Here is a 24,183-nt window from a genome sequence, read left to right as displayed (position 1 = left end):
TTATGCAAGATACATTTCCAAATTGGGAATACATACCGATCTTAGCAATAAGTCTTGCTGAAATGACGGCGATTGCACAACTCCCCGACAAAGACAAAGATGAATTACTTCCGCTCTTTTCCCTGAGAGGATGGGTTAGTGCTCACCGCCTGGAAAACTCACTCAAGAAAATTGAGGAGTCCATAGGAAACCGTCCTTGGATCTCAGATATCGACGAAAAATTTCTTTCCGAAAATAAAGTATTCCTGTTCACAGGAAAATATCCAGAAAAACCCGTGTATCAAGAATTAGTGCAGCTTTTAGACCCTAGTAACAGTTATGACAATTGGTACAGTTTCATAAAAAGCCAAAAAAATGCGATCCCTTGCCTTCGACATGAAAGCCTACAAGATATTGAGGGCCAGATTAACAAGCTGTCATCCCTTGACAGAGGATTAGTCTTGAGGATCTGTCCAAACGAGCTAAATATTGAGAAGCATCAACGCTTGGTTACCGCTCTCAATGTTACTAAAGCGGAAAATGTTCTTATTATTTACGATCTAGGTGGGATCGACGTAAATTTCCACGAGAGGATTCCGCTTTTAGAAAGGCTGATGATAGAAGCAAAACGCCAGATTGCAAATGTTACGATATCAATAAGCGCGTCCTCTTTCCCTTCAGGTTTTGCAGGGCAACATCGAGGAACGAACTCTATATACGAGAGAATTCTGTTTAACACAATAGCAGAAAAAGGAATCTTCAATCCTGTCGTTTATTCCGACAGAGGAAGTGCACGTGCAGAGAAACAAGATGGTGGTTCGGGAGTTCCTCCTCCTAGAATTGATTACCCATTAAAAAAAGATTGGAAATTCGTCAGGCGAGAAGTTGACGATAACGCGCCAGACTCCAAAGCCAAACGCACGACTGCCTATATAGACATTGCAAAGGAAATCATCAGTGATGAATATTGGATTCCAGAGCTACGCCTTTGGGGCACCCAACAGATTGAAATAACCTCTGAAAATAATGAGTTCGGAATTTACAGCGCTCAAAAATCAACCGCAGTTCGCATCAACATCCATCTTTTCAACCAGCTTCATTACAATGCTATTGGGGATATAATTAACACCGATGAAGAGTGGGTGGATTGACCACTCTCTCATGCTACCTCGACTACACGTTTCAAATATGGACTCAACAAAATCACATCGGATGGTCTGACGCTGCCGAAAGCACAGACCTTAGCCAAGAACCTATTTGACGGCATGCTAAATCTCTTAGAAATCCCGTCTAGAAGTATGTCTTTCACGTCAGATTTAGAAATCTTATTCAACCTACTTGAGACTTCCATTTTCAGCTCATACATTGCAAGGTCGGAAGGAATTATGCCGATCCGCCTAGCTAGAAGGGAGACCTCTCTCTTCGTCATAAGCTCAAGGTAATTTTGCTTAGATATATTTTTAATCAGCCGCCCCTTGCGAATCACCTTTAACCCGTCCGAGGTTACCTCCCAAACCGCCACATCATCATCAGCGATAGCGAGGACCCCTTCAACGTACTTCCCAGCAACGGCAACAATGACGCGATCGAAGTATTTTCTGTACTCTTCGAGCTGTCCCTCCAATCGAAATAACGAATCTTTTTCGCTCTTAATTTCAATTGCGACCATCTCTTGATTCCGAATATAACCAAGATCTACCCTGCGAGCTTTTCTTGCCAAGTTCATCTCACTAAAAACAAGGGACGAAAAATCAATCTGCCCTGTTTTCAAAAGCTTGTCTAAAACCGTCGTTTTAATCTCTTTCTCACCCATATTTAAACACCGCTTTCATACATTTAACCAACGCACACACCCCAATAATAAAGCATATCTGCAGCAGACACGAAAACAAAATATTTTCAGCACTCTTGGCATTTTCAGCACTCCCCGACTGTTCTGGAAAATATTAATTATCCACAATATCGAAACTTAAGTATAACCTGCCTTGAAATCAATATAAAGCTAGAATTCTGCACCGTTCCAGATAAGCCGGCAACTGTGGACGTCATCACCACTCTTTCACTCACACGCATAATATTTATGGCGCTTCCAGGTTATCCCCAATATACAAATCCAATTCAACTCAAGCCAAAAAATTACAACTATCCAACTCCAAATAACACGTACTCCCTATTGATACCTTTATCTAGCATACAATGCATTACCTCCGTACAAACGAAGTGCTCCCTATTACCGGGCGCAATCCGATTAGAACGAAAATCAAATAATAAGATCAATCAGAAAGCGCGGACATGCCACGATTATGGGATGGGCCGTTTTATCAGTTAGTAAAATCGTGGGTTGCATGGGTTGAAGATATCTAGGATACGGGGAGCAGTCCAAATGAGCTTGCAAGGTGTGTAGAAAATCCAAGGCAATTCAGTGAGCACCAACTGCTTAAGGATAGAAATAGGGGTAAATAGGAGCTCAGCACGAACACAAGCTACTGAGATAATTACCATTTTTTGTATAGTTCGACTCCTGGTGCCGCACCATACAAAACAAAGCCCCTGCAGAAATGCAGGGGCTTTGTTGTTTCTGGGGTTTGAGCATACCCGTCTTCTCCACGCTCCGTGGGCATCCTCTTCGCCGCCCTCTCCTCGCCATTACTTAGCTTCGTCGTGCACCTGACGTGCGGGATGCCTGCAGATTAAGGGTGAGAATAAATCGGTCTCCTTTTCCAAAACGCCCACAAAGTGTCCACACCGGAATTACTAGGCCGCGCGCCACCACTTCATTTCGACGGTTGAGATGCTGCTGTCAGCTCACGAGCAAATTTCAGGGCAGGCGCTGGTGAAAATAAATCCGTCCCCTTTTCACTCCTTTCTTCTGCTGCCAGCGCGGCTTTGGAAGTGGACGCCGCCAAGGCGACGAGTGCCGCTGATGCAGCGGCCAAACAGATAGTTGAATAAGCTATACTGCCAAGCACACTTTCTTGGAGAGCAGACGTGGAAAAGCTGAGTTTTCAAGCAAAAAAAGCCTACTTCGCCAAACACCGCAGATCCAATTTCGCGGCCAGCTTGCGCCTCGAGGGGTTTACGACCTCCAAAAATGACGATCACAAGCTACCGACTCGTGAGGCTGCACTTGTGGCCGTTCGGCAAATCAAAGCTTGAGTAACGACAAATACGGGGTCGATCAGGACCCCTACTGTTACCCGGGAACAGCCACCCTCAAAAATCTGCTTGATTTGCACGAAGAAGACGACCTCAACGAGGCCGAGCGCTACCTCACTGAAGCCGCCGCAGAGCGGCTTGAGTTTACAGAGCCACCCTACAGCCTAGACACGCTGAAACACATTCATCGCACCCTGTTCTCAACTATCTACAGTTGGGCCGGCGAGGTCAGGACGGTGAAGATCAGCAAGGGTAGAAATCAGTTTTGCATTCCTGACCGCATAGAACCGGAAGCTGCCAGAGAATTCCGAAAAATCCAGGCCAATGCCTGGTTTGAAGGCTATTCACGCGACTTGCTGGTCAAAGCCGTCGCTGAGTCCTACGGCACGCTGAACGTTGCACACCCTTTCCGCGAAGGTAATGGGCGGGCCCAGCGAATTCTATTCGAATGGATCATCGTCAACGTGGGTTACGAGATCAATTGGTGGGAAGTCGATAAACAAGAGTGGGTTGAAGCCAATCATCAGTCATTCCATGGCGACGATAACCCGCTTATCAAGATATTTGACCGTTGCATCGGCCTGCCAATCATGGAAGACAATGCCCACCTGATCCCTTCGCAAAATACCGACTAGGCACCTCCCCCAACACCCGCCTGAACACACTCGTAAACGCACTCGAGCTGCTATACCCCAAATCAATCGCCACCCGCGTCACCGATTCGCCATTCCCCAACCTGACCACGGCCGCCAACAGGCAGGCTTGCTGGCGCCATTCCACGAAGCTGATTCCGGTCTGCTGGCGGAACAGCCGGGTGAAGGTGCGGCGGCTCATGCCGAGGTGTTGGGTCATGTCGTCGATGCTGGTTTCCAGTGATGGCTGTTCCAGCAGCTTGCGGCAGATGTGGGCCAGACGGGGGTCGTTGGGGAGGGGGGCGTTGAGTGACAGGGGGCGCATGCCGGCTATTTCGTCGAGCAGCAGGGTCATCAGCCGGCCGTGCAGGTGTTCCTTTTCGTACAGCGCCGGTACGTCGATGGCGCGGATCAGCAGTTCGCGCAGCAGCGTGGATACGCCGAATACCTGGCACTGCGCGGGCAGGTTGAGGCGAGTTGCGGCTCGGTCGCGGATGTAGGTGTTGAGCATGGTCACCGGGCCGCTCATGCTCATTTCGTGGGGCACGCCCGCCGGGACCCAGATGGCGCGGTGGGGCGGTACCACCCAGTTGCCCTGTTGGGTGAACACGGTAATAACGCCGCAGGCGGCGTAGGCAAATTGCCCGCGTTGATGGGTGTGTAACGCAAAGTGCCGGCCATCGTGGTAGTCGTTGGCGGTGACCACGGCGTCGCGGGGGGTGTTTTCGTAAGGGTCGATGTCAGTTTCGCGCATGGCCCGAATTTAATGATTTATGACCTGATAGTGCAAGCGAGCCATCGCGCCTATTGCCCATAGTTGCGCCCTGGCTGGCGCACACAGGTGCCGGCGCTGCTTTGTGGAATCAGAACATCATGCAAAACAAGCATCTGGCCCTGGCCGTGTTGGTGACGGCTGTGTGGGGGCTGAATTTTCCGATCACCAAACTGGGTTTGATGGGGATCGATCCGCTGTTGCTGACCGCCCTGCGCTTTACGCTGGCGGCGTTGCCGTGGGTGTTTTTTGTGCGGCGTCCGGCCGTGGCGATGAAGTGGCTGGTGGCCTATGGCTTGATTTTCGGGGTGGCGATGTGGGCCTTGATCAACCTGGGGATTGAACTGGGCGTACCGCCAGGCACTGCAGCTTTGCTGATCCAGTTCAGTGCGTTTTTTACCTTAGGTTGGGGGGTGTTGTTGTTTCGTGAGCAACTGAGCGTAGGCCAGATCCTGGGGGTGGGCCTGGCGGCTGTAGGACTGATCGGCATTATCGCCAGCAGTCCAGGCGAGGCGACGACGCTGGGTTATGGCTTGTTGCTGGTGAGTGCATTCAGCTGGAGTGTGGGCAACGTCATCATCAAGCAATCGAAGGTGCGCGAGATGTTTGCCTTTGTGGTGTGGGCCAGTCTGTTCCCGCCGCTGCCCTTGCTGCTGCTGACGTGGCTGGCCCATGGGGCGGCGCCGTTCACCGCGCTGGTCACCCATATGCAATGGCCGACGGTGTTCTCGCTGCTGTTCCAGGTGTACGCGGCCACGCACTTTTGTTACTGGGGCTGGAACCTGTTGCTGCGCGAGTACCCGGTTTCGAAGGTGGCGCCGCTGTCGTTGCTGATCCCGGTGTTTGGCGTTACCGGTTCCATGCTGTTGCTGGGGCACAGGGTCGATATCAGCGAGGGCATCTCGATTGCGCTGATTCTATCGGCCCTGGCGGTGGGGTTGGTGAAATGGCGCCGCCCTTCACCACCCACGCCCCGAGTTGACCCAGAAATTCACCGATAGGGATGTGGCCAGTGACTCCACCTGGTGGAACCAGCCTTCGGGCAAGAACAACATATCCCCGGCTTGCAGCACCACGCGTAGGAAGGTTACGTCGCGCGCGGCGGGGAAGCGTTGGTAGTCAGGCGCGTCCGGGTTGAAGTCGCAGCCATCCAGGCCGCCTTTCGGGGCGGTGGACCAGGTACCCAGGGCCTGACGATGATGGGGAGCAGCCAGGATGAAGGATTTTTCGCCCCAGACCTGGGCAAACAGGTTATCGGTGTCGTCGCGATGCAGCGGTGTCAGGGTGCCTTTGGGGCCGATCCAGATGCGGGGAGCGATGTATTGCGCGCGATCAAAATAGAGGGGGTAGCTGATCTGTTCCAGCAATTGCGCCGGCAGGATGTTGTTGCCCATATAGGCCGGCGGCTCGCCGTTGGCGCCGCGCACCGCAGGGCGGTCGAGGGAGTCGATGAAATCGGCCATGGGCGTGGAGCGAAAATCGCGCTCGGTAGAGAAGGTTTTCTGCACGTAGTCGCCATGCCGGGTGATGCCTTGCAGTTGGGCGAAGTGCACCAGTGATTCTTCACGGCTCATATTGAACAAGCGCCAGTCTTGCAGGGCCTCGCTGATGACCAGTGGGATGCCCTCCGGCACGTAGCCGCCGCGAAATTCGTCCACCGACAACCCCGCACGCGGCCGCCGCTCGACGCTGTGCTGGGTCGGCAGGCTGGCCGAAACCCGCTCGCTGAAGCGCGGGGGCGTCGGGTAGCGCTTGTTCATGTCGACTTTTTCGGCGCTGACGCCCTGGCGCGCGCTGTCGATGATCTGTGGCAGCAGCGTGGCCAGGCCCATGTTGCCGCTGATTTTCAAACGGCCACTGGCGAACAGTTCTTCGACGTCGGTGGCGCCGGCCATGATGCCGAGAAAGTCTTGTTGCGCCACTTCAATGGTCACATCCGGCGCTGGATGCACCCCGGCCTGGGTCACGCTCTGGGTCTCAACCTGCGCCCAAAATGCCTGGCCTGGGCCAAAAAGGAACTGGAAGGTGCCCTCCAACCCAACCGCGCCGGCATTGGCAAACAACCTGGACAGAATGCTGAGCACGTCCATTGCGTTCCCTCTTTGTATTTTTCTGAATAGGGAACGAATAGCGGCCTTGAAAAGTTATAACAAAATATTGCACAGCTCCCCGATAGGTAAAGCTGACAGCGCCACAACACCCGCTTGCATAAAAACTCCACCCTCACAATAATGAGATAGATTACCATTTACGTTTGGTGAAACCCTCATGTCGGCGCTTGATCATTCAGCTCTTCATCAGCTGTACAGCGAACACAACAGTTGGTTGAAGGGCTGGTTGCGCGTCCGCCTGGGCAATGCTGCCGATGCTTCTGACCTGGCTCAAGACACGTTCCTACGGGTCATGACCGCACGCAATGACACGCCCATCCGCGAGCCCCGCGGTTATCTGAGTGCCATTGCCCGTTCGCTGCTAATCGACAAGTCGCGCCGACGCACCATCGAAAGGGCCTACCTTCACGCCCTGGCCCAGAGGCCGGAGCCGGTGGATGTTTCGCCGGAGATTCGTTTGTCCATCATCGAAATGCTGGTAGCCATTGATAGCCTGCTCGATGAACTGGGTACCCGGACCCGGGAGATTTTCCTCGCCGTGCAGCTTGAAGGCCTGAGTTACGTTGCCGCTGCTGAACGCTTCGGCGTGTCGGTGACGACGGTCAAAAACCATCTGATCCGGGCCATGACGCGCTGCCTGTTGCTGGTCGAACCTTGATGCCTGCCACAGTCGACCTCAAGACACTGGAAGCCGCCGCAACCTGGTATGTACAGCTCAACGACGGCAGCGGCAGCGAAGCGCAGACCCAGGCCTGGCAAGCATGGGTAGATGCCAATCCACAGCACGCGGCGGCGTGGGCCCGGGTCGAAATGTTGCAGCAACAATGGGCAAAGATGCCTCGACAAGCGGCCCTGTCGAGCCTTGGCGCCGCCCAGGCACAGCGCCGTGACGTGCTGAAAATACTCGGCATGCTGGTGGCCGTTGGCGGCTGTAGCTGGCTGGCGGTGGAGCAGGTGCCATATCGCTCGATGCTCGCCCAGCAACGCACCCGCCTGGGCGAACGGCGCTCGGTCCGCCTGGACGATGGGTCGCAATTGGAAATGAACGCCGACACGGCACTGGATATCCACTTCGACGCCAGGCAGCGGCGGATCGAGCTGTACCGTGGCGAGATTCTTATCCAGACCGCCAAGGATCCCGCCCACCGCCCATTTATTGTGTACACCACTGATGGCAGCGTGCGTGCCCTCGGCACCCGCTTCAGCGTTCGCCCGCTGGCAGGGCAAACGCAGGTGGGCGTTCTGCAGGACGCGGTCGAGGTCACGCCAGGTAACCATGACCACCAGCCATTGCGCCTCGAAGCCGGGCAACAAGTCACTTTTGATCGCCATGCGGTCTCCCCTCCTCACCCGCTGCCAACCGGTTCGACCGCCTGGGTGCAAGGTATGTTGAGCGTGGACGACTGGCGCCTGGGTGACTTTATCGAGGAGTTGAGCCGCTATCGCCCTGGCGTGCTGCGCTGCGCTGCTGGCGTGCAAAACCTGAGCATCTCAGGTGCGTTCCGTATCGACGACACGGATACGGTCCTGGAAAACCTGAGTAAAACCCTACCGGTGAAGGTGCGTTATCTGACGCGATATTGGGCCAGTATCGAACCGGCCTGATTGCCCGCGCAAATTTGTTTGGCTGCTACCTTGCTGATTCCGATTCTCATCCGTCAATGACACAAGCCGCGATAACAGCGGCTCTCTGCCAGCTCAACGGAAGGATCATCCGATGCCCCCGCTTCCTCTCTACGCCAGGACTTCATTGACACGTGCGGTTCGCCTGGCGCTGTTTGGCTTGACCCTCGCAAGCCTGCCGGCAATGGCGCTCCTGCCGACGCAGGCAATGGCCCAAAGCACGGCGCCTTACGCGATCGCCGCCGGCCCGCTGGGCAAGGCCCTCAGCCAATTTGGTGTGCAAGCTGGGGTGACTATTTCGTTCGATACCGAGCAGGCTCGCCACCTCACCACCGGCGGGTTGCAAGGCGCGTACAGCGTCGAGGAAGGCCTGGCCCGGCTGCTCGCCAACAGCGGCTTGCAGGCCCAGCGCCAGAGCAACGGCGGGTATGTTCTGGTCACCGCCACGGCGCAGGCCGCGCTGGAACTGGGTGCGACCCAAGTCACCGCCAACCAGTTGGGGACGGTGACTGAAGACTCCGGGTCATATACCCCTGGCACCATCGCGACGGCGACTCGCTTGGTCCTGACGCCTCGCCAAACGCCGCAGTCGATTTCTGTGGTCACCCGCCAGGCCATGGATGATTTCAGCCTCAAATCCATCGACGACGTGATGCGCTATACACCAGGCATCACCGTCGCCACTTACGACAGCGAGCGCACCGCTTACTTCTCGCGTGGGTTTGCCATCCAGAACTTCCAGTACGACGGCATTCCGATCCTGCAGGATGCCCAGTATTCGTCCGGCCATACGCTGACCGATACGGTGATGTACGACCGCGTGGAGATCCTCAAGGGCGCCACCGGCCTGCTCACCGGTGCGGGCGGATCGGGGGGCACGATCAATATGGTGCGCAAAAAGCCGACCTCGGCGTTCAAAGGCTATATCGATCTGGGTGCAGGCTCGTGGGACAACTATCGCTCGGAAATCGATATCAGCGGCCCGCTGACCGAGACCGGCAATGTCCGTGGCCGAGCGGTTGCCGCCTATCAGGACAAACATACGTTCCTGGATCACTACCAGCGCAAGACCAACGTGTATTACGGGATTCTTGAGTTCGATCTGTCGCCGGACACCTTGCTGACGGTTGGTGGTGACTATCAAGACAGCGACCCGCAAGGTTCTAGCTGGTCCGGATCTGCCTCGCTGTATGACTCGGCGGGCAACCGTATCAACACCTCGCGCTCGTTCAACAACGGTGCCAAGTTCAGTAAGTGGGAACAGTACACGCGCACTGTGTTCGCCACCCTGGAGCACAGCTTTGAAAACGGCTGGGTGGCCAAGGCGCAATACAATCACCAGATCAACGGCTACGACGCACCGCTGGCGGCCTTGCTGTCACCCGATGTCAATACGGGCAAGGCGATGATGCTGACCCGCAAATACACCGGTGAAACCACCAGCGACACCGGCGACCTTTACGCCACAGGGCCCTTCAGCCTGTTTGGACGTGAGCATGAGCTGGTGCTCGGCACCTCGGTGTCCCGTTCCCGCTGGCTGGGCCGGGATTACACCAACGCCACCAACTTCAACAATAGCCACGACTACTTCAACTGGGACGGCGATGCCCCCCGACCGGACTGGGGCCCGCAAACCAAGCGTAACGATGAACTGACCCGCCAGAGCGCCAGCTACATCACCGGGCGCTTTAGCCTGATGGATGACCTGACGCTGATGCTCGGTACCCGGGTCAACAACTATGAGGTCAGCGGCACCAGCCAGGTGAAGGACACCGGCAAGGTGGTGCCCTATGTCGGCGCGGTCTATGACCTCAACGACTATCTCTCGGCCTACGCCAGCTATACCGAAATCTACCTGCCACAAGACGACTACCGCGACAGGACCAACAAGCCCATCGAACCCGATGAAGGCAAGAACTACGAGGTCGGTCTCAAGGGCGAGTTCTTCAATGGCCGCTTGAACGCAAGCCTTGCGTACTTCCAGGTGCATGAAGAAAACCGTGCGGTGGATGACGATGACTATATCGGCGGCAGCTACCCTGGGCTCGACTACGCCTCCAAAGGGATCAAAGCCAAGACCAAGGGCTGGGAAGCGGAAGTGTCCGGTGAACTGAGCCCTGGCTGGCAATTGCAGGCCGGCTATACCCACAAGATCATGCGCGATCAGGCGGGGGAAAAGGTTTCTACCTGGGAGCCGGAAGACCAGGTCAATCTCTACACCAGCTATAAGCTCAAGGGCCCACTGGACAAGCTCACCCTGGGCAGCGGCGTACGCTGGCAAGGTACTGGCTGGAAGATGCTCAGTAACTACGGCAAAGGCACCACCGAGAAGTTCTCCCAGGAACCGCTCTGGCTGGTGGACGTAATGGCGCGCTACCAGATCACCGACACGGTGTCGGCCTCACTGAACGTCAACAACATCTTCGACAAGACGTACTACACCAACATTGGTTTCTACAACTCGGCGTACTACGGCGACCCACGCAATGTGATGCTGTCCACCCGCTGGAACTTCTGACCGGCTAACAAGAGCTCTGCGTCCAGGCATCACATCACGCTGCCTGGACCGCCGCCGGACACACCAGATGGCACTTAGCCATATTTCTAATTGACACCCCCCTCCCCGTCCTTTAAAACCCATGCATTCGCTGCATTCACGCGGGAAACCCTGCCCCTGACAGCACCCGCCGCTTTATATCGAGACATGGATGTCGAAGAACCCCCCGCTTTTCAATCCCCGACGCTATTTGCTCGCGATTTTTATCGTGTTGCTGGCGGTGCTCGACCCCTTCGGCCTGGCCAGTTCCAGTGACAAGGCATCCGCCCAGTGGCTCAACCGGATGTCTTCCAGCAAGTACCCCAGCACCGGCCAGCAACACATCACCGTGGTGTTGGTCGATGACGCCTACTTGATGCGTAACAACACCTCGTGGCCGATGCCGTACAACGAGCAGAGCAAGTTGTTCAAACGCTTGCTGGCCTACAAACCCAAGGCGGTGTTTGTGGATTTGCTGTACAGCCACGATCACTCCCTCGGTGACCCGACGCGGGGCAGTCAGTTGTTGGCGAATGTGTTCGAGCGCTATCAGCGCCGGGGCATTCCCTTGTTGCTGGCCAATACCGGGGTGACGCGTGGCGAAAAGGGCCAAGCCAATACCCTCGAACAATTTGCCGCATTCAGCCAGCCGGGGCTGGTGGTGTGGGACGGTGTGGACGACAAGTACCCGCTGGCAATGCCGACCGCGCTGGGGGTGATGGAAACCCCGGCCTTGGCGATGTACCGCCAATTCTGCAAGGACGCTCCCTGCACGGGTCTGCCCGAAGATGCCGAGGCGGCCTCACGCTTGCAGCCAATCGCCGTGCAGTGGGGCTTGAAGCTGGCGCCCGAGCAGGCACAGATCGCCGATATTCGCCACTGCGCAGCGCCGCGCAACTTTGTACTGGATTGGGTGGCGCAGTTGCTCCAGGCGGTGTTCTGGAAACTGGACGACTCAGCCCAGGCCCGCTGCCCTTATAGCCTGACCTTGTCGGCCAGCGACCTGGAGGTCAGTTCGCCGCAGGATCAGGCGCTGGTGGCCGAGTTGCTGCGCGATCGGCTGGTGATGGTCGGGGCCAGCATCACCTCCACCGGCGACGTGGTGCAGTCACCCGTGCATGGCCTGATTCCTGGGGTTTACCTGCATGCCATGGCCTTGGACAACCTGATCAACAAGGGCATGGATTACGAGCGCGAGCCGGCCAATTTCCCCGGTTGGAACCTGCACTGGGTGGACGTGCTGGAGCTTGGGCTGCTGGCGCTGATTATCGTGCTCAAGGCCCTGCATGCCCGGCGTCTGGCCGGCCTGCATACCTGGACTCGCTGGCGCAGGCAGGAAATCCGCTTCTTCACCTCGCCCTATCCGTCGTGGGGTTTGGTGATGCTGATGCTGCTGGTGGTGTGCGGGGTGCTCTATCTGAACCACATCACCCTGGTCAACGTACTGGGGATTGTTTTGTTGTCATTGGCGCTGTTCAGCGAGCGGATCGAAGCCTTCTTCGACCGTGGCCGCTGAAGGGTGCCGCCATGTCGTCTCACTCAAGGAAACCAAGGATGAACAAGATCCTCATCGTGTTACTCGCCGCGCTTTACAGCCAGGGCGTGCTGGCCGAAACCCATCTCATCAAGGAGTTCCTGGCCGACCCGGTGGAGGTGGTGGACGAGCAAGGCAAAGTGCAGCGGGAAATCGCGCGCAAAGACGCACCCAAGCAACCTCTTCCGGTGTTGCAGCTCAACCAGGCGCTGGAGCTGATCCAGGTGGAATTGGCAGGGCAGAAAGTCTGGCTGGACACCGGCGACGTGCGTATCGAGCCGCCATTTCACAAAACCGAACTGCCGTGCCAGCTAATGCCCCAAAGCCTGGCCAAGGACACACACAACAATTCCACGCTCAGCTACGGCGCCGGCTGCAATCAATAAGGGAGTACCGCGGTGAAGGGATATCTATTGCTGGCCAGTGCATTGCTCAGCGGCTGCGCCACCTTGAAAGGTGCAGACCAGGCGTTTCTGAACCTGGTGGGGCCATCGACCCAGTCACGCGTCGAAGGCCACTATGTGGATAACGCCGACGTGCGCCAGTACTACAAGCTCGACCCGCAACGCGCGGGCCAGCAACGCTTGAGTTACGACGGTCGTACCGTACCCGCCGCCGAGGCGCGCCAGCAGAACCTGGCGGATATCCCGATGTTGCAGGTGTACTTGCAGGGCATCGTCACGCGCCTGTCCAAGGGCTGGCCAGGGCAGTTGCCGCTGCTGCAGGTGAAGATCACCGACAGCTACAGCTTCGGGCCGTCGGCGGACCCGTACGGCAATATCTTCGTGCCCCTGGGCATGCTGGAAAACGTCGGCAGCGAAGATGAAATCGCCGCCATGCTCGGCCACGAGATGAGCCATGTGCTGCTGCATCACCATGACCGCGCCGCCGCCTTCAAGCAGCAGAAGGACATGTTCACCACCGTAGCCTCCACTGTGGCCCTGGCAACCGTGGCGGCCAACACCGGGGTGGATCGCAGTTCGGGCACCATGAAACTGTTCAGCAAGGACCCGGCCGGCACGCAAAAAACCATCGGCAACACCGTGCTGTATACCTCGCTGGCCAACAGTTTTTCCGACAACGTCTGGAGCACCGCCTGGGGCCGCAGCCAGGAAGACCAGGCAGATTTGCTCGGCACCGACCTGATGATCCGGGCCGGCTACGCCCCACGCGCGGCGACCCACAGCCTGGAGCGCCTGAATGATTTCCAGGGCAAGCAGAAACCATTGCTGACGGGCTTTCTCACCGCCCGCAAGGACGCGATGCAAGACTCATTACAGCAGTTCAACCTCGACCGCTTTACCAAGGAGCTGGACGTGCTGGTCAAAGACGGCCTGACCAACACCATCACCGCCACCACCGATTACTTCAACCGCTCCCACATGTCCGCCATCGACCGTGACACCGAGCTGCGCCAATACCTGCAACGCGAGTACCGCAAGGAACGCCGCGCCCGGGTCAATACCACGAGCTGGCCAAAGGTGCGTGACGCCGCGCCCGTGGCCAAGGCCATGCAAGGCTACAAGGATGCGTACGCCGCCACCGCCGCCCTGGCAAAAAACAAAGTGCCCGAGGCCGATGCCTTTATCCGGCGCGCCTTGAGTTCACCGGTCAAGGATCAGCCGAACATCCGTCGCACCGCCTACGCCGTACGCCTGGCCCAGGGTCGGAACGCCGATGCGCTCAAGGAGTTGCAGGCGATCAAGGACTGGTCCCTGGCCGGGCCTTCGACCTATGACTTGATGATCAGCTACTACCTCAAGCGCGGCGACGGCAAGGCCGCGCTGGCCATGATCGACAAGGCCGAACGCAACCTGGGCTCGGAAGAGTTGTTTATCACCGAGAAGCTGCTGGCCAACCAGCAACTGCAAAACACCCAGCAGGTGCAGAGCGTGCTGCGCAAATGCGGGCAGTACCCGGCGCGCAAGGCCAACTGCCAGAAGCTGGTGCAGGTCAAGGCGTAGGGTTTCAGGCAGGTATAAAAAAACCCCGACAAGTCGGGGTTTTTTATTGCCTGGTATCAGGCACGACGCTCGATCTTAGAACACGTTGATCGGGTAGTCGGCGAACAGACGGATTTCGTTACCACCAACGTTGTAGTTGTTGGCGTTGGTCGAAACACGCAACCAGGAAGCGCGGGCACGCAGGCTCAGGTCTTTAGCCGGGCCGCTCTGTACCACGTACTTGAACTGGTTGAAGATTTCACGCTCGGTGCCATCGCCACGGTTGCTACCGTCGTCGATGTTGGTGCCGCGCACGTAAGCGATGTTGTAGCTCAGGCCCGGTACACCGAAGGTGGTGAAGTCAATGCCGTAGCCGACCTGCCAGGAGCGCTCGTCTTTAGCGTTGAAGTCAGACCAGTAGGAGTTGGCCAGCAGGATGGTATTACCACCGTCGCCGATACCGCTGCCACGGGTGTTGTTGCGATAGCCGCCGTACATGTAGCCAGTGTCACCGGAGCTGCGCTGGTGAGCCAGGGTCAGGCTGTGCGGACCGAAGGCCCAAGTGGCGCCCAGGCTCCAGATTTTGTTGTCGCGAGCGCTAGCATCACCTTGAGTCAGCTGGGCGAAGCTCTTGTCCAGCTTGGTCTTGTAGCCGTTGAAGTCAAAAGTCAGCGACTGCTCTTGTGGCAGGGCCAGCACGTAGTTGACGTTGACGTATTGCTTCTTCAGCACGTCTTCCATGTCGGATGCGTACAGCGCGGCCGACAGGCTTTCGGTGAACTTGTAGCTACCGCCCAGGTAGGCGATGTTTTTCAGGTTGCCGCTGTCGGTGCCTTCGGCGCCTTTTTGGGCTTCCTTGGTGAAGTAACCACCTTGCAGCTCCAGACCTTTGATCTCTTTGGAGACGATCGAGGTACCGGTGTAGGTTTCCGACAATAGACGGGAGTTGTCGTACTGCAGGACCGGCACGGCTGGCATCTGGTCACCGTACTTCAGCACAGTGTTGGAGATGCGTGCCTTGACGGCTGCGCCGCCCTTGGCCAGGTCGTGTGGTGCTGCGCCGCTGTCGCCTTGCTTGAAGAAGTTGATACCGCCAGCGCCGCTGCGACCTTTACCACCGTCCAGACGGATGGCGTATTGGCCGATCACGTCCACACCCACACCGACGGTGCCTTGGGTGAAGCCGGACTCGAACTTACCGATGAAGCCTTGGCCCCACTCGGCTTTATCTTGACCACCGTCTTTGTAATCGCGGCTGATATACGCATTACGCGCCGCGATGTTCAGGTGACTGTCTTCCACGAAGCCTTTGGATTGCTCCTGGTCGTTTGCCATTGCCTGAGTAGCGCTCAAAATCCCCAGAGCAAGCAGACCCATCCGTTTATTCAACATTTTTTTATTCCTTATTACTGGTTGAGTACGCGCTGTGACACCTGGCTCCATTTGGCTTTTTTGGTATCGACTTTCCCCGGATAAAAAAAGGCCCGCGGACGACCGAATATGCCGCGGGCCTTTTTTTATAGAGAAGTCATGGCGGTTAGCCACAGGCGTTGAGGCGAATCCTATCCGCGCCCTCAACCGCATGTCAATTTAGTGAATCGTCTGTATTTAGGCAAAAAAAGTCTAAGCGATATTATTTAGCCATTATTTACGCCATATATACGCTCGCCCGATTCATACGGTGAATAAGCCGCTGGTGGGTAACGCAATTTCCAATGTGGCGTAAAATTCCCTACAAGACACATCTTGATACAAATACCCGAGCGGACAGCGCAAGAATAAATCACGCGCGCAAATAGCAAGCATTATCATTCGCGCGTTATTTTCCCTCCCTCTTACGGATGCGCCCCTAGATGCCTGCCCCACGCCTGACGCCCATGACCCTTGGGCTTTCTGCACTGCTGTGCGCCGGATTTGCCTGCGCCGCAACCACACTGCCCGCCACCTCGATCAGCGCCGAAGCGGACGACGACGACCCTCGCGTCAAAGACTCCAACACCGCCACGCGTACCAATACGCCGGTGCGCTACGTGCCCCAGGCGATTGATTCGGTAAAGACCGAGAACCTGCGCGCCTACGGCACCAACGACCTGGGCCAGGCCTTGAGCGGTATCCCCAACGTCAGCAGCGGCGCCGATACGCGCTTCGACAGTTTGCGCATCCGCGGCTTCGAGGCCAGCAGCGACTTCTACCTCGATGGCATCCGTGACGACAGCCAGTACGTGCGCGACCTGCACAATATCGAGCGCATCGACGTGCTCAAGGGCCCCGCCGCAGTGTTGTACGGGCGTGGCGGCCAGGGTGGGATCGTCAACCGCGTCAGCAAGCTGCCCCAGGCCGGGCGTGCTTCCAGTATCGAGGCCCAGGGCGGCACCAACGGGTTGCGCAGCCTGTACACCGACTTGAGCGCCGACCCTAGCGAGAACATCAGCCTGCGCCTGAACATGGGTAACGAGGACACCGACAGTTTCCGCGACGATATCAGCGGCAACCGCAAACTGTTCGCGCCGTCGATAAGCTGGCAACTGACCCCGCAACTGAACTGGCTGGTGCAATACGAATACAGCCGCTACGACCGCACCCCGGACCGTGGCATCCCTGGCGTGCGTGGACGCCCGGCCGATGTGAGCCGCGACACCACCTACGGCGACCCGCGCGACTACATCGACGACACCACCCAATCCCTGCGCTCCAAGCTCGCCTATGAGCTCAACGACAGTTGGCAACTGCGCCACACCCTGGGCGTGTTCAAGCTCGACAGTGACTTCGACAACACCTACCTGACCGGCTACGACCCCAAGACCAACACCGTCGGGCGCCAGCGCTGGCAGCAGGACCTGAGGACGCGCAACGTATTCAATAACGTCGAGCTCGAAGGCGGCTTCAACACCTTTGGCCTGGAACACCGCCTGCTGAGCGGTGTGGAATTGGGCAGCCAGCGCCGTGATCCGAAGCTGTACAGCGCGGTAACGGCAACCGTGCCCGGCCTTGATCTGAACCACCCCAACCGGCACCTGAGCCATACCGGGCCGATGAGGATCTCCAGCAACAACCACACCGAAGTCGAAAGCCAGGGGCTGTATGTGCAGGACCAACTGCGCCTGAACGATCAGTGGCAAGTCCTCGCCGGTCTGCGCTACGACCGTTTTGAAGTAGAAACCACCAATAAGATCAGCAATATCCGGCAACCCGTCGACAGCCACAACACCAGCCCACGGCTGGGCGTGGTGTGGACGCCGGTGGAGAACCATTCGTTCTACGCGTCGTGGAGCAAGACGTTTTCCCCCACCGGCGGCGGCCTGATCGGCATCACCCCGAATGCGCCGGGCAATGCCAACGACCTGAGCCCCGAGCTGACCAAGCAAAAAGAAATCGGGGTCAAGAGCGACTGGCTCGACGACCGCCTGAGCACCACCCTCGCCGTGTATGAACTGGAACTGTACAACCGCCGCACCCGTGACCCGGAGAACCCGCTGATCACCCTGCTCAGCGGCATACAACGCTCCCGTGGTATCGAGCTGACCACCACCGGCAAAATCGTCGGCAACTGGTATGTACGCGGCGGCGTCGGCGTACAGGATGCCAAGGTGGTGAAAGACAACAACGGCTTTGAAGGCAAGCGCATCAGCGACGTGGCCAAGCGCAACGCCAGCCTGTTCGTGACCTGGAAACCGGAAATGGGCTGGTACGCCGAAACCGGCCTGACCCTGGTGGGCGATCGTTATGCCGATAACGCCAATACCGTGATGCTGCCCGGCTATGGCCGCTGGGACGCCCTGGCGGGCTTCCGGCAGAAGGAATGGGATGTGAAGGCGGCGCTGAACAACATCAGCGACAAGACGTACTACGCGTCGGCGACCAGCGCCAACCAGATCCAGTTTGGCGACCCGCGCAGCCTGGTGGTGACGGGGACGTACAACTTCTAACCCTCGCCCAACGCCACTGGTACACACGATTCATGTGAGATTCGACATGGCGCTGTCGCGCAGCAAACTGGCCCCTTAGTGGCGAGCGGGCTTGCCCCGCGTTGGGCTGCGCAGCAGCCCCAAAACCAGCCTCTGCGCACGCATTCGTCTTTCGTTGGGGGCGCTATGCGCCCGACGCGGGGCAAGCCCGCTCGCCACAAAAATACGGTCATTTTTTGAATCAATGACTTATTTTATTTTTGATAAAAGCGGGCCAGCTCCCACATTTGGATATCAGCGTCCGTCAGTCCTGGATCAAGTCGCACAGCACCTGCACTTCATCCTCGCTGAACAACCCCACCGGGTAACGCTCACTCATCACCCTGCGCGAATCAGCCTGCCTGATCCGGCGCGAGCCGTTTGCCTTCAACCAGAGTGCCAGCGCGTGAATCGCGTCGCCCCGCACTGCCAGGGGATGGGACGCGCGTTTATAGACCAGGTTGATATCGGCGTTCATTTCAGCGCTCTCTCCTACTGCTTGAGCGGCTAACTTACTCAAGGTTTATGACAGAACTGCGCAGTCACAAACCCCGATCACTGTCACAGCGTCGATACAAGAGCTGTGCCAATAACCCCGGTTTATCTGGCACCAGACACAAAAAAGCCCACGACCCTCACGGGCCATGGGCTTGCTGTTACTGCCCGGCGCATCTGCCGGCGATCAGTCGCCGTACGGCGAAATTGCCTGTTACAACTGCACTCAGTTTTTGTGCGGTGCTGGCTGTTGTTGGGTCAGGCAGTGGATATTGCCGCCACCCAGTAACAGTTCACGGCCTGGCACCATCACCACTTCATGTTGCGGGAACAGCCCCTGGAGGATTTCCTGGGCACGGCTGTCCAGCGGATCATCAAAACTCGGCGCAATAATGCCGCCGTTGACGATCAGGAAGTTGACGTAGGAACCGGCCAAACGCACGGTCGGATTACGCTCCTGGGAACCGTCCACCGGGTCGACCCCGGCGCATTCTTGCTCAGTGGCGTACAGCGGCCCCGGGATCGGCATTTTATGCACAATAAATGCGCGGCCCTTGGCGTCAGTGCTGTTTTGCAGCACGTCCATGGCAGCATGGCAGCGCGCATAGTTCGGGTCTTGCGGGTCGTCAGTCCAGGCCAGCAGCACTTCACCCGGGCGCACGTAGCAGCAGAAGTTATCCACATGGCCGTCGGTTTCGTCGTTGAACAGACCGTCGGGCAACCAGATGATTTTATCCACCGCCAGGTTGGCGCTGAGTACCGCTTCGATTTCTTCACGGCCCAGATGCGGGTTGCGATTGCGGTTGAGCAGGCATTCCTCGGTGGTGATCAGCGTGCCTTCGCCATCGACGTGAATCGACCCGCCTTCGAGCACAAACCCCTCAGTGCGATAACGCTGGCTGCGCTCGATCTCCAGGATCTTGCCGCCCACCTGGGAGTCGCGGTTCCACGGCGCATACAAGCCACCGTCAAACCCGCCCCAGGCATTGAAGTCCCAATTCACGCCACGGACTTCACTCTGGTCATTGATCACGAAGGTCGGCCCGCTGTCGCGTACCCACGCGTCGTCGCTGGACATCTCCACCACGCGAATATTCGGCACATCCAGGCGCGCCCGGGCGTTTTCGTACTGGCCGGCCGAAACCGCGACCGTCACCGGCTCAAAGCGCGCAATGGCCTTGGCAACCGCCACATGGGCCGCCTGTGCCGGTTTGCCGCCCAGGCGCCAGTTGTCCGGGCGCTCGGGCCAGATCATCCAGGCCTGGGTCTGGGGTGCCCACTCGGCTGGCATATAGAAGCCGTCAGCGCGAGGCGTGCTGTGCAAAGTGGTCATGGCGATCAGGACTCCAGGGAACCGTCGAGGGTCTTGAGCGCGCCGTACAGGTTCGGCCGGCGATCACGGAACGAGCCCCACGCACTGCGGATGTGCTCCAGTTCATCGAGGTCGAAGCTGTGCACCAGGATGCCTTCTTCGGTTTCGTTGAGTTCTTCGACCTTCTCACCGAACTGGTTGGCAATGAACGACGAGCCGTAGAAGGTAATGTCGTAGCCGTCCTGCTCTTCGTTGCCGATGCGGTTGCTGGCGATCAGCGGCATCAGGTTGGCGCCGGCATGGCCTTGTTGCACACGCTGCCAGTGGTCGCGGGACGAGATGGTCTTGTCGTGCGGCTCGCTGCCGATGGCGGTCGGGTAGAACAGGATTTCCGCGCCTTGCAGCGCCATGCTGCGGGCGCATTCCGGGAACCACTGGTCCCAGCAGATGCCCACGCCGATTTTTGCGTAGCGGGTGTTCCACACTTTGAAGCCGGTATCGCCCGGGTTGAAGTAGTACTTTTCGTGGTAGCCAGGGCCATCCGGGATGTGGCTTTTACGATAAATCCCGAGGTTGGAGCCGTCGGCATCGATGATCGCGATGCTGTTGAAACGCGCACGACCGGCCAGCTCGAAAAAGCTGATCGGCAGGACGACTTGCAGTTCCTTGGCGATTTTCTGGAAGTGCTTGATGGCCACGTTTTCTGCAACCGGGGTTGCCAGTTGCAGATAGTCCGGGTTTGGCTTCTGGCAGAAGTAAGGGCTTTCGAACAGTTCCTGGATCAGGATGATCTGCGCGCCTTTGGCGGCGGCCTCACGGACCAGCTTCTCAGCGGTCTCGATGTTGGCTTCGAGGTCCCAGGAACAAGCCATCTGGGTAGCGGCGACGGTAACGATACGGCTCATGAATCATCTCCTGGGCGGTGGTCAGCGGCCAGGATAACTGGGGCCGATGACAGAAAGGGGAATGCTGGGCGACTTTATAGCGGATAAAAATCGGCTTTTAAAGCTTGCAGATCTCCACCCATCGAAAAAAAGCGAAATATTCCCGATAACAATCGGGTTAAAGTCTGAAAACACCATCCGCCCTTGTGGGAGCGGGCTTGCTCGCGAAAGCGGTGTGCCTGTCTACAAATCTGTCACTGATACACCGCTTTCGCGAGCAAGCCCGCTCCCACAGTGGTGATCTCATTTCAACTCATAGAAAGGTGTCTACAACCCTTCATCCAACACCTTCGACAACATGTCGACAAAGAAATCCACACTGCGTTTAGACGTGACCATCGGCGGCTTGATCTTGAGGATATTCAGATAGTCCCCGGTCGGTTGCATGAAAATCCCCAGTTCACGTAGACGATCGCACAACCGCGCGGTCTCTTCGGTGGCCGGCTCCAGCGTCTGCCGATCCCGCACCAACTCCAACCCCAGATAGAAGCCCGAGCCATGCACCGCTCCCACCAGGGGATGGCGCTCGATCAACGCTTGCAGCCGCGCCTTGAAATGCGCGCCGACCACCTGGGCGTTTTCCCAGAGTTTTTCTTGCTCCATCACATCCAGCACCGCCAGGCCAATCCGGCAACTGACCGGGCTGCCGCCTGAGGACGAGAAGAAATACCCTTCGGCCTTCAGCGCTTCGGCGATTTCCCGGCGGGTAATCACCGCGCCCAGGGGCTGGCCGTTGCCCATGCCCTTGGCCATGGTGATGATGTCCGGCACCACGCCCTGCTCTTCAAAGCCCCAGAAGAAATGGCCCATGCGTCCGTAGCCGACCTGCACTTCATCGGCAATACATACCCCGCCCTGGGCGCGGACCAGGGCGTACACCTGCTGCAGGTAGCCCGGCGGCAAGGAAATACCGCCGGCATTGCCATACACTGGCTCGCAGATAAAACCCGCCAGTTGGCGCTGGCTGGCCGCGATCTTCGCCAGGTTGTGCTCGACGCTGCGCACATAATCCGGCGCACTGTGCGGGCCACGGAATTGGCCACGATAGGTATTGGGCGCGGTCACCGGATGCACCCAGTCTGGCCGGCTGCTCAAGGCCTGGGGGTTGTCGGCAATCGAAGTGGACACCGCATCGGCCGCCACCGACCACCCGTGGTAAGCCTCCAGCACGCTGAGCATGTCGCGCCCGCCGCTGTAGGCCCAGGCCAGGCGGATCGCCAGGTCGTTGGCTTCGGTGCCACTGTTGACCAGGAATACGCGGTCCATGGAATCCGGGGCCAGGGCCAGCAAGCGCTCGGAGAACTCGGCAATCGCGGCGTAGTGAAAGCGTGAGTTGGTGTTGAGCAACGACCACTGCCGTGCCGCCACCTGTGCCATGCGCGGATGGCCGTGGCCCAGCACCGCGACATTGTTGAGCATGTCCAGATAGGAACGGCCCTGCATGTCGATCAGATGATTGCGCCAACCGCGTTCGATGCGCGGCGGATCAACGTAATAATGCTTCTGCGAGCGCGCAAAGCTGGCATCGCGCCGGGCCAGCAAGGCGTGTGGATCCAGCTCCGGCTCGGCGTCGCAGGCAAGACCCAGCAGCGTCGCCGGCGAGGGGCACAACGCCTGCCATGCCGCAGCGCGCGATGGCGTGCAGAACAACGGTGGCTCAAGGTCGACGCGGCACAGTTGCACCGCCAATAGCCCGCCAGCCTCACCCAGGACCTGGCCCTTGAGCACCGCGGCACCGGCTTGCAACGTCGGCTCAACCCCCCACAGCCATATATTCAGTTGCGCACTGTGCAGACACAGGCCGCCATCGGCAGTGCGCCGCAGGGTGCCAGCAAACGGCGCTTGTACGACCGTACCCGCAGGCGCATGCAGTTCCACATGCAGCGCGAAGGTATCGGGTTCGACCGCGCAATCGGGGCGCGTGCGGGACAGGCGATATTGGCCATAACGGCTGGCCGCCAAGCCATGGGCCGCCGCCGCTTGCTGCAATAGTTGCTGATCGATGCCAGGGGCTTCCCAATTACCTGCTTCAAAATGCGGGCTGAGCACGCCCAGGTCGACCAGCGCGAACTCGCGTCCCACCAGGCCCGGCAGCAGCGGGGCAAAGTCTTCGCTGGCCGTGAACGACGGGGTAGCACCGACGCAAGCCAGGATCGCCGACTCCATCAACTCAAATGGCACCGAGGTGGCAACCTGGAAGATTTCCCACTCGTGCTCGGCATTCTTCAACAGGTAGGTGTTATCCGGGTCCAGGCGCTGCTGCTTTTCACTGCTCAACACCAACACCGCCGCGCGGGCCACGATCAGGGGCCACAGCGCCTGCAATTCTTGCGGCTGCAGGGGCGTCAGGGCGTGACAGGCCTGGATCGCCGGCAGGATCGCGAACGGGTCGCCCTCGGCGTGGTGCAGTAACGCGGCGCAGGTCACCGACAGGTCGGCAATCCGCCAGGTGTGCACCAGGTCGCCGAAATCGATAACGCCCTGCACCTGCCAATGCCGCTGGGCATCGCGCTGCCAGACCACATTGTCGTCGGTGATATCCATATGCACGGCTTGCCAGGGCAATTGATCGGCCAGGGGCAGGATGCGCTGCTCGACCTGTGCGGCGACCCGTTCCAGGGCCGCGCGGTGCGGCAGGTTGTCGAGTGTCGACAACAAATGGCTGATCAATTCCCCGGCATGGCGCGGGTCCCACTGCAGCGTGCGCGCAAGGCCCGCATGGGTGAAGCCGGCCAACGCCTGGCTCATCTGCCCGCACAGCCGGCCAAAACCTTCGATCACTTCACGGCCCAGGTGCGGCAGGTGGGTCAGCGGCTGGCCTTCGATATAGTCCAGCAAACGCACATGCAGGGTTTGCCCGGCGACCGTCACGGTCAGCAGTTGCTCGCCGTTGAGGGCCCTGATGACCTCTGGCACCCGCACCTCGGATTGCAAGTGCGCCAGGGCCGCATGCTGGGCGTGCAGCTCCATGGCGGCATACTCGCCACGGCAGATTTTCAGGACGAAGCGGCCACGGTCACTGTCGACGCGGTAATTGAGGTCTTGCTGGCTGCCCAGGGACTGCAGCGTGCCACTGAGGCCGTAATGCTGCTCCAACAACTGCAAAGCCTGCTGCGGCCCGACCTGCGGGCACGACAAACTGGCGCGGTGGATCAATGTATCGAGCAACATGTGACGGCCCCTGGTTTTTTGTCCGGCGCTT

General features: G+C 58.3%; 19 protein-coding genes. 11 read left to right on the top strand and 8 right to left on the bottom strand.

All coding sequences use genetic code 11. The features are described from left to right. Positions 1-2: 2 nt before the first annotated feature. On the top strand, positions 3-1,130 hold the full coding sequence (locus GDV60_RS02270; protein ID WP_159906144.1) for a hypothetical protein: 1,128 nt from the start codon (positions 3-5) through the stop codon (positions 1,128-1,130). An 8-nt stretch (positions 1,131-1,138) separates the two neighbouring features. Here GDV60_RS02270 and GDV60_RS02265 read toward each other — a convergent pair whose 3' ends face one another. Then, positions 1,139-1,792, bottom strand: coding sequence for an MmcB family DNA repair protein (locus GDV60_RS02265; protein ID WP_159906142.1), 654 nt, complete (start codon positions 1,790-1,792; stop codon positions 1,139-1,141). Between the two features lie 1,175 nt (positions 1,793-2,967). Here GDV60_RS02265 and GDV60_RS02260 point away from each other — a divergent pair. Then, entirely contained in the window at positions 2,968-3,135 is a 168-nt protein-coding gene (locus GDV60_RS02260; protein ID WP_083335435.1) for a YhfG family protein, read from the top strand. After that, positions 3,132-3,770: a Fic family protein gene (locus GDV60_RS02255; protein ID WP_159906140.1), complete on the top strand. Its 639-nt coding sequence runs from the start codon at positions 3,132-3,134 to the stop codon at positions 3,768-3,770. The genes GDV60_RS02260 and GDV60_RS02255 overlap by 4 nt, the downstream gene beginning before the upstream one ends. Here the strand turns inward: GDV60_RS02255 and GDV60_RS02250 are convergent. After that, the gene (locus GDV60_RS02250; RefSeq protein WP_154907194.1) at positions 3,724-4,521 is read right to left on the bottom strand and encodes a helix-turn-helix domain-containing protein; all 798 of its coding nucleotides are present in this window, start codon (positions 4,519-4,521) and stop codon (positions 3,724-3,726) included. The two genes, GDV60_RS02255 and GDV60_RS02250, sit on opposite strands and share 47 nt — an antisense overlap. A 119-nt stretch (positions 4,522-4,640) precedes the next feature. Between GDV60_RS02250 and GDV60_RS02245 the strand changes: the two genes are divergently transcribed. Continuing rightward, positions 4,641-5,540 (top strand): EamA family transporter, encoded by a 900-nt coding sequence (locus GDV60_RS02245; RefSeq protein WP_159906138.1) that lies wholly within the window; start codon positions 4,641-4,643, stop codon positions 5,538-5,540. Here GDV60_RS02245 and GDV60_RS02240 read toward each other — a convergent pair. Next, the gene (locus GDV60_RS02240) at positions 5,499-6,629 is read right to left on the bottom strand and encodes a cupin-like domain-containing protein (RefSeq protein ID WP_159906136.1); all 1,131 of its coding nucleotides are present in this window, start codon (positions 6,627-6,629) and stop codon (positions 5,499-5,501) included. The genes GDV60_RS02245 and GDV60_RS02240 overlap by 42 nt on opposite strands. 178 nt (positions 6,630-6,807) lie before the next feature. Between GDV60_RS02240 and GDV60_RS02235 the strand changes: the two genes are divergently transcribed. From GDV60_RS02235 to GDV60_RS02210, 6 genes are all read left to right on the top strand, one after another. Beyond that, a complete protein-coding gene (locus tag GDV60_RS02235; protein ID WP_029299841.1) occupies positions 6,808-7,308 on the top strand; it encodes a sigma-70 family RNA polymerase sigma factor in 501 nt (166 codons plus the stop codon). Continuing rightward, the gene (locus tag GDV60_RS02230) at positions 7,308-8,255 is read left to right on the top strand and encodes a FecR domain-containing protein (protein WP_104911371.1); all 948 of its coding nucleotides are present in this window, start codon (positions 7,308-7,310) and stop codon (positions 8,253-8,255) included. Before GDV60_RS02235 ends, GDV60_RS02230 begins: the two co-directional genes overlap by 1 nt. Before the next feature lie 112 nt (positions 8,256-8,367). Further along, positions 8,368-10,791, top strand: a complete 2,424-nt coding sequence (locus tag GDV60_RS02225) for a TonB-dependent siderophore receptor (RefSeq protein ID WP_159906134.1) — start codon at positions 8,368-8,370, stop codon at positions 10,789-10,791. Between the two features lie 190 nt (positions 10,792-10,981). Continuing rightward, positions 10,982-12,325 (top strand): CHASE2 domain-containing protein, encoded by a 1,344-nt coding sequence (locus tag GDV60_RS02220; protein WP_159906132.1) that lies wholly within the window; start codon positions 10,982-10,984, stop codon positions 12,323-12,325. Between the two features lie 38 nt (positions 12,326-12,363). Next, positions 12,364-12,729 carry a hypothetical protein gene (locus tag GDV60_RS02215; protein ID WP_159906130.1) on the top strand — a complete coding sequence of 122 codons (366 nt, stop codon included), beginning with the start codon at positions 12,364-12,366 and terminating at the stop codon, positions 12,727-12,729. Positions 12,730-12,741: 12 nt separating this feature from the next. After that, entirely contained in the window at positions 12,742-14,307 is a 1,566-nt protein-coding gene (locus tag GDV60_RS02210; RefSeq protein WP_159906128.1) for a M48 family metallopeptidase, read from the top strand. 75 nt (positions 14,308-14,382) lie between these two features. On the opposite strand, the gene GDV60_RS02205 is transcribed toward GDV60_RS02210, so the two are convergent. Next, positions 14,383-15,678 carry an OprD family porin gene (locus GDV60_RS02205; protein ID WP_029299834.1) on the bottom strand — a complete coding sequence of 432 codons (1,296 nt, stop codon included), beginning with the start codon at positions 15,676-15,678 and terminating at the stop codon, positions 14,383-14,385. Between the two features lie 461 nt (positions 15,679-16,139). On the opposite strand from GDV60_RS02205, the gene GDV60_RS02200 reads away from it, so the two are divergent. Then, positions 16,140-18,212 carry a TonB-dependent siderophore receptor gene (locus GDV60_RS02200; protein ID WP_159906126.1) on the top strand — a complete coding sequence of 691 codons (2,073 nt, stop codon included), beginning with the start codon at positions 16,140-16,142 and terminating at the stop codon, positions 18,210-18,212. A gap of 283 nt (positions 18,213-18,495) precedes the next feature. Here the strand turns inward: GDV60_RS02200 and GDV60_RS02195 are convergent, their stop codons facing one another. The 4 genes from GDV60_RS02195 to GDV60_RS02180 form a co-directional block, all read right to left on the bottom strand. Next, positions 18,496-18,708, bottom strand: coding sequence for a hypothetical protein (locus GDV60_RS02195; RefSeq protein ID WP_029299831.1), 213 nt, complete (start codon positions 18,706-18,708; stop codon positions 18,496-18,498). Positions 18,709-18,951: 243 nt separating this feature from the next. Then, positions 18,952-20,058 (bottom strand): agmatine deiminase, encoded by a 1,107-nt coding sequence (aguA, locus tag GDV60_RS02190; protein WP_159906124.1) that lies wholly within the window; start codon positions 20,056-20,058, stop codon positions 18,952-18,954. Positions 20,059-20,063: 5 nt separating this feature from the next. Continuing rightward, the gene (aguB, locus tag GDV60_RS02185) at positions 20,064-20,942 is read right to left on the bottom strand and encodes an N-carbamoylputrescine amidase (protein ID WP_029299828.1); all 879 of its coding nucleotides are present in this window, start codon (positions 20,940-20,942) and stop codon (positions 20,064-20,066) included. Positions 20,943-21,248: 306 nt separating this feature from the next. Beyond that, positions 21,249-24,152: an aminotransferase gene (locus GDV60_RS02180; RefSeq protein WP_159906122.1), complete on the bottom strand. Its 2,904-nt coding sequence runs from the start codon at positions 24,150-24,152 to the stop codon at positions 21,249-21,251. Between the last annotated feature and the right edge of the window lie 31 nt (positions 24,153-24,183).

It is taken from the genome of Pseudomonas sp. DTU12.1 (assembly GCF_009873475.1).
GTDB classification, from domain to species: domain Bacteria; phylum Pseudomonadota; class Gammaproteobacteria; order Pseudomonadales; family Pseudomonadaceae; genus Aquipseudomonas; species Aquipseudomonas proteolytica.
The sequence above is the reverse complement of the archived record's forward strand: the minus strand, read 5'-3'. Positions and strand labels throughout refer to the sequence as shown.

Excerpts from the sequence above, each read along its gene's own strand:
- GDV60_RS02270 (WP_159906144.1), top strand. The coding sequence starts at position 3 with ATGCAAGATACATTTCCAAATTGGGAATACATACCGATCTTAGCAATA.
- GDV60_RS02265 (WP_159906142.1), bottom strand. The coding sequence starts at position 1,792 with ATGGGTGAGAAAGAGATTAAAACGACGGTTTTAGACAAGCTTTTGAAA.
- GDV60_RS02250 (WP_154907194.1), bottom strand. The coding sequence starts at position 4,521 with ATGCGCGAAACTGACATCGACCCTTACGAAAACACCCCCCGCGACGCC.
- GDV60_RS02245 (WP_159906138.1), top strand. The coding sequence starts at position 4,641 with ATGCAAAACAAGCATCTGGCCCTGGCCGTGTTGGTGACGGCTGTGTGG.
- GDV60_RS02240 (WP_159906136.1), bottom strand. The coding sequence starts at position 6,629 with ATGGACGTGCTCAGCATTCTGTCCAGGTTGTTTGCCAATGCCGGCGCG.
- GDV60_RS02235 (WP_029299841.1), top strand. The coding sequence starts at position 6,808 with ATGTCGGCGCTTGATCATTCAGCTCTTCATCAGCTGTACAGCGAACAC.
- GDV60_RS02230 (WP_104911371.1), top strand. The coding sequence starts at position 7,308 with ATGCCTGCCACAGTCGACCTCAAGACACTGGAAGCCGCCGCAACCTGG.
- GDV60_RS02225 (WP_159906134.1), top strand. The coding sequence starts at position 8,368 with ATGCCCCCGCTTCCTCTCTACGCCAGGACTTCATTGACACGTGCGGTT.
- GDV60_RS02220 (WP_159906132.1), top strand. The coding sequence starts at position 10,982 with ATGTCGAAGAACCCCCCGCTTTTCAATCCCCGACGCTATTTGCTCGCG.
- GDV60_RS02215 (WP_159906130.1), top strand. The coding sequence starts at position 12,364 with ATGAACAAGATCCTCATCGTGTTACTCGCCGCGCTTTACAGCCAGGGC.
- GDV60_RS02205 (WP_029299834.1), bottom strand. The coding sequence starts at position 15,678 with ATGTTGAATAAACGGATGGGTCTGCTTGCTCTGGGGATTTTGAGCGCT.
- GDV60_RS02200 (WP_159906126.1), top strand. The coding sequence starts at position 16,140 with ATGCCTGCCCCACGCCTGACGCCCATGACCCTTGGGCTTTCTGCACTG.
- GDV60_RS02195 (WP_029299831.1), bottom strand. The coding sequence starts at position 18,708 with ATGAACGCCGATATCAACCTGGTCTATAAACGCGCGTCCCATCCCCTG.
- aguA (WP_159906124.1), bottom strand. The coding sequence starts at position 20,058 with ATGACCACTTTGCACAGCACGCCTCGCGCTGACGGCTTCTATATGCCA.
- aguB (WP_029299828.1), bottom strand. The coding sequence starts at position 20,942 with ATGAGCCGTATCGTTACCGTCGCCGCTACCCAGATGGCTTGTTCCTGG.
- GDV60_RS02180 (WP_159906122.1), bottom strand. The coding sequence starts at position 24,152 with ATGTTGCTCGATACATTGATCCACCGCGCCAGTTTGTCGTGCCCGCAG.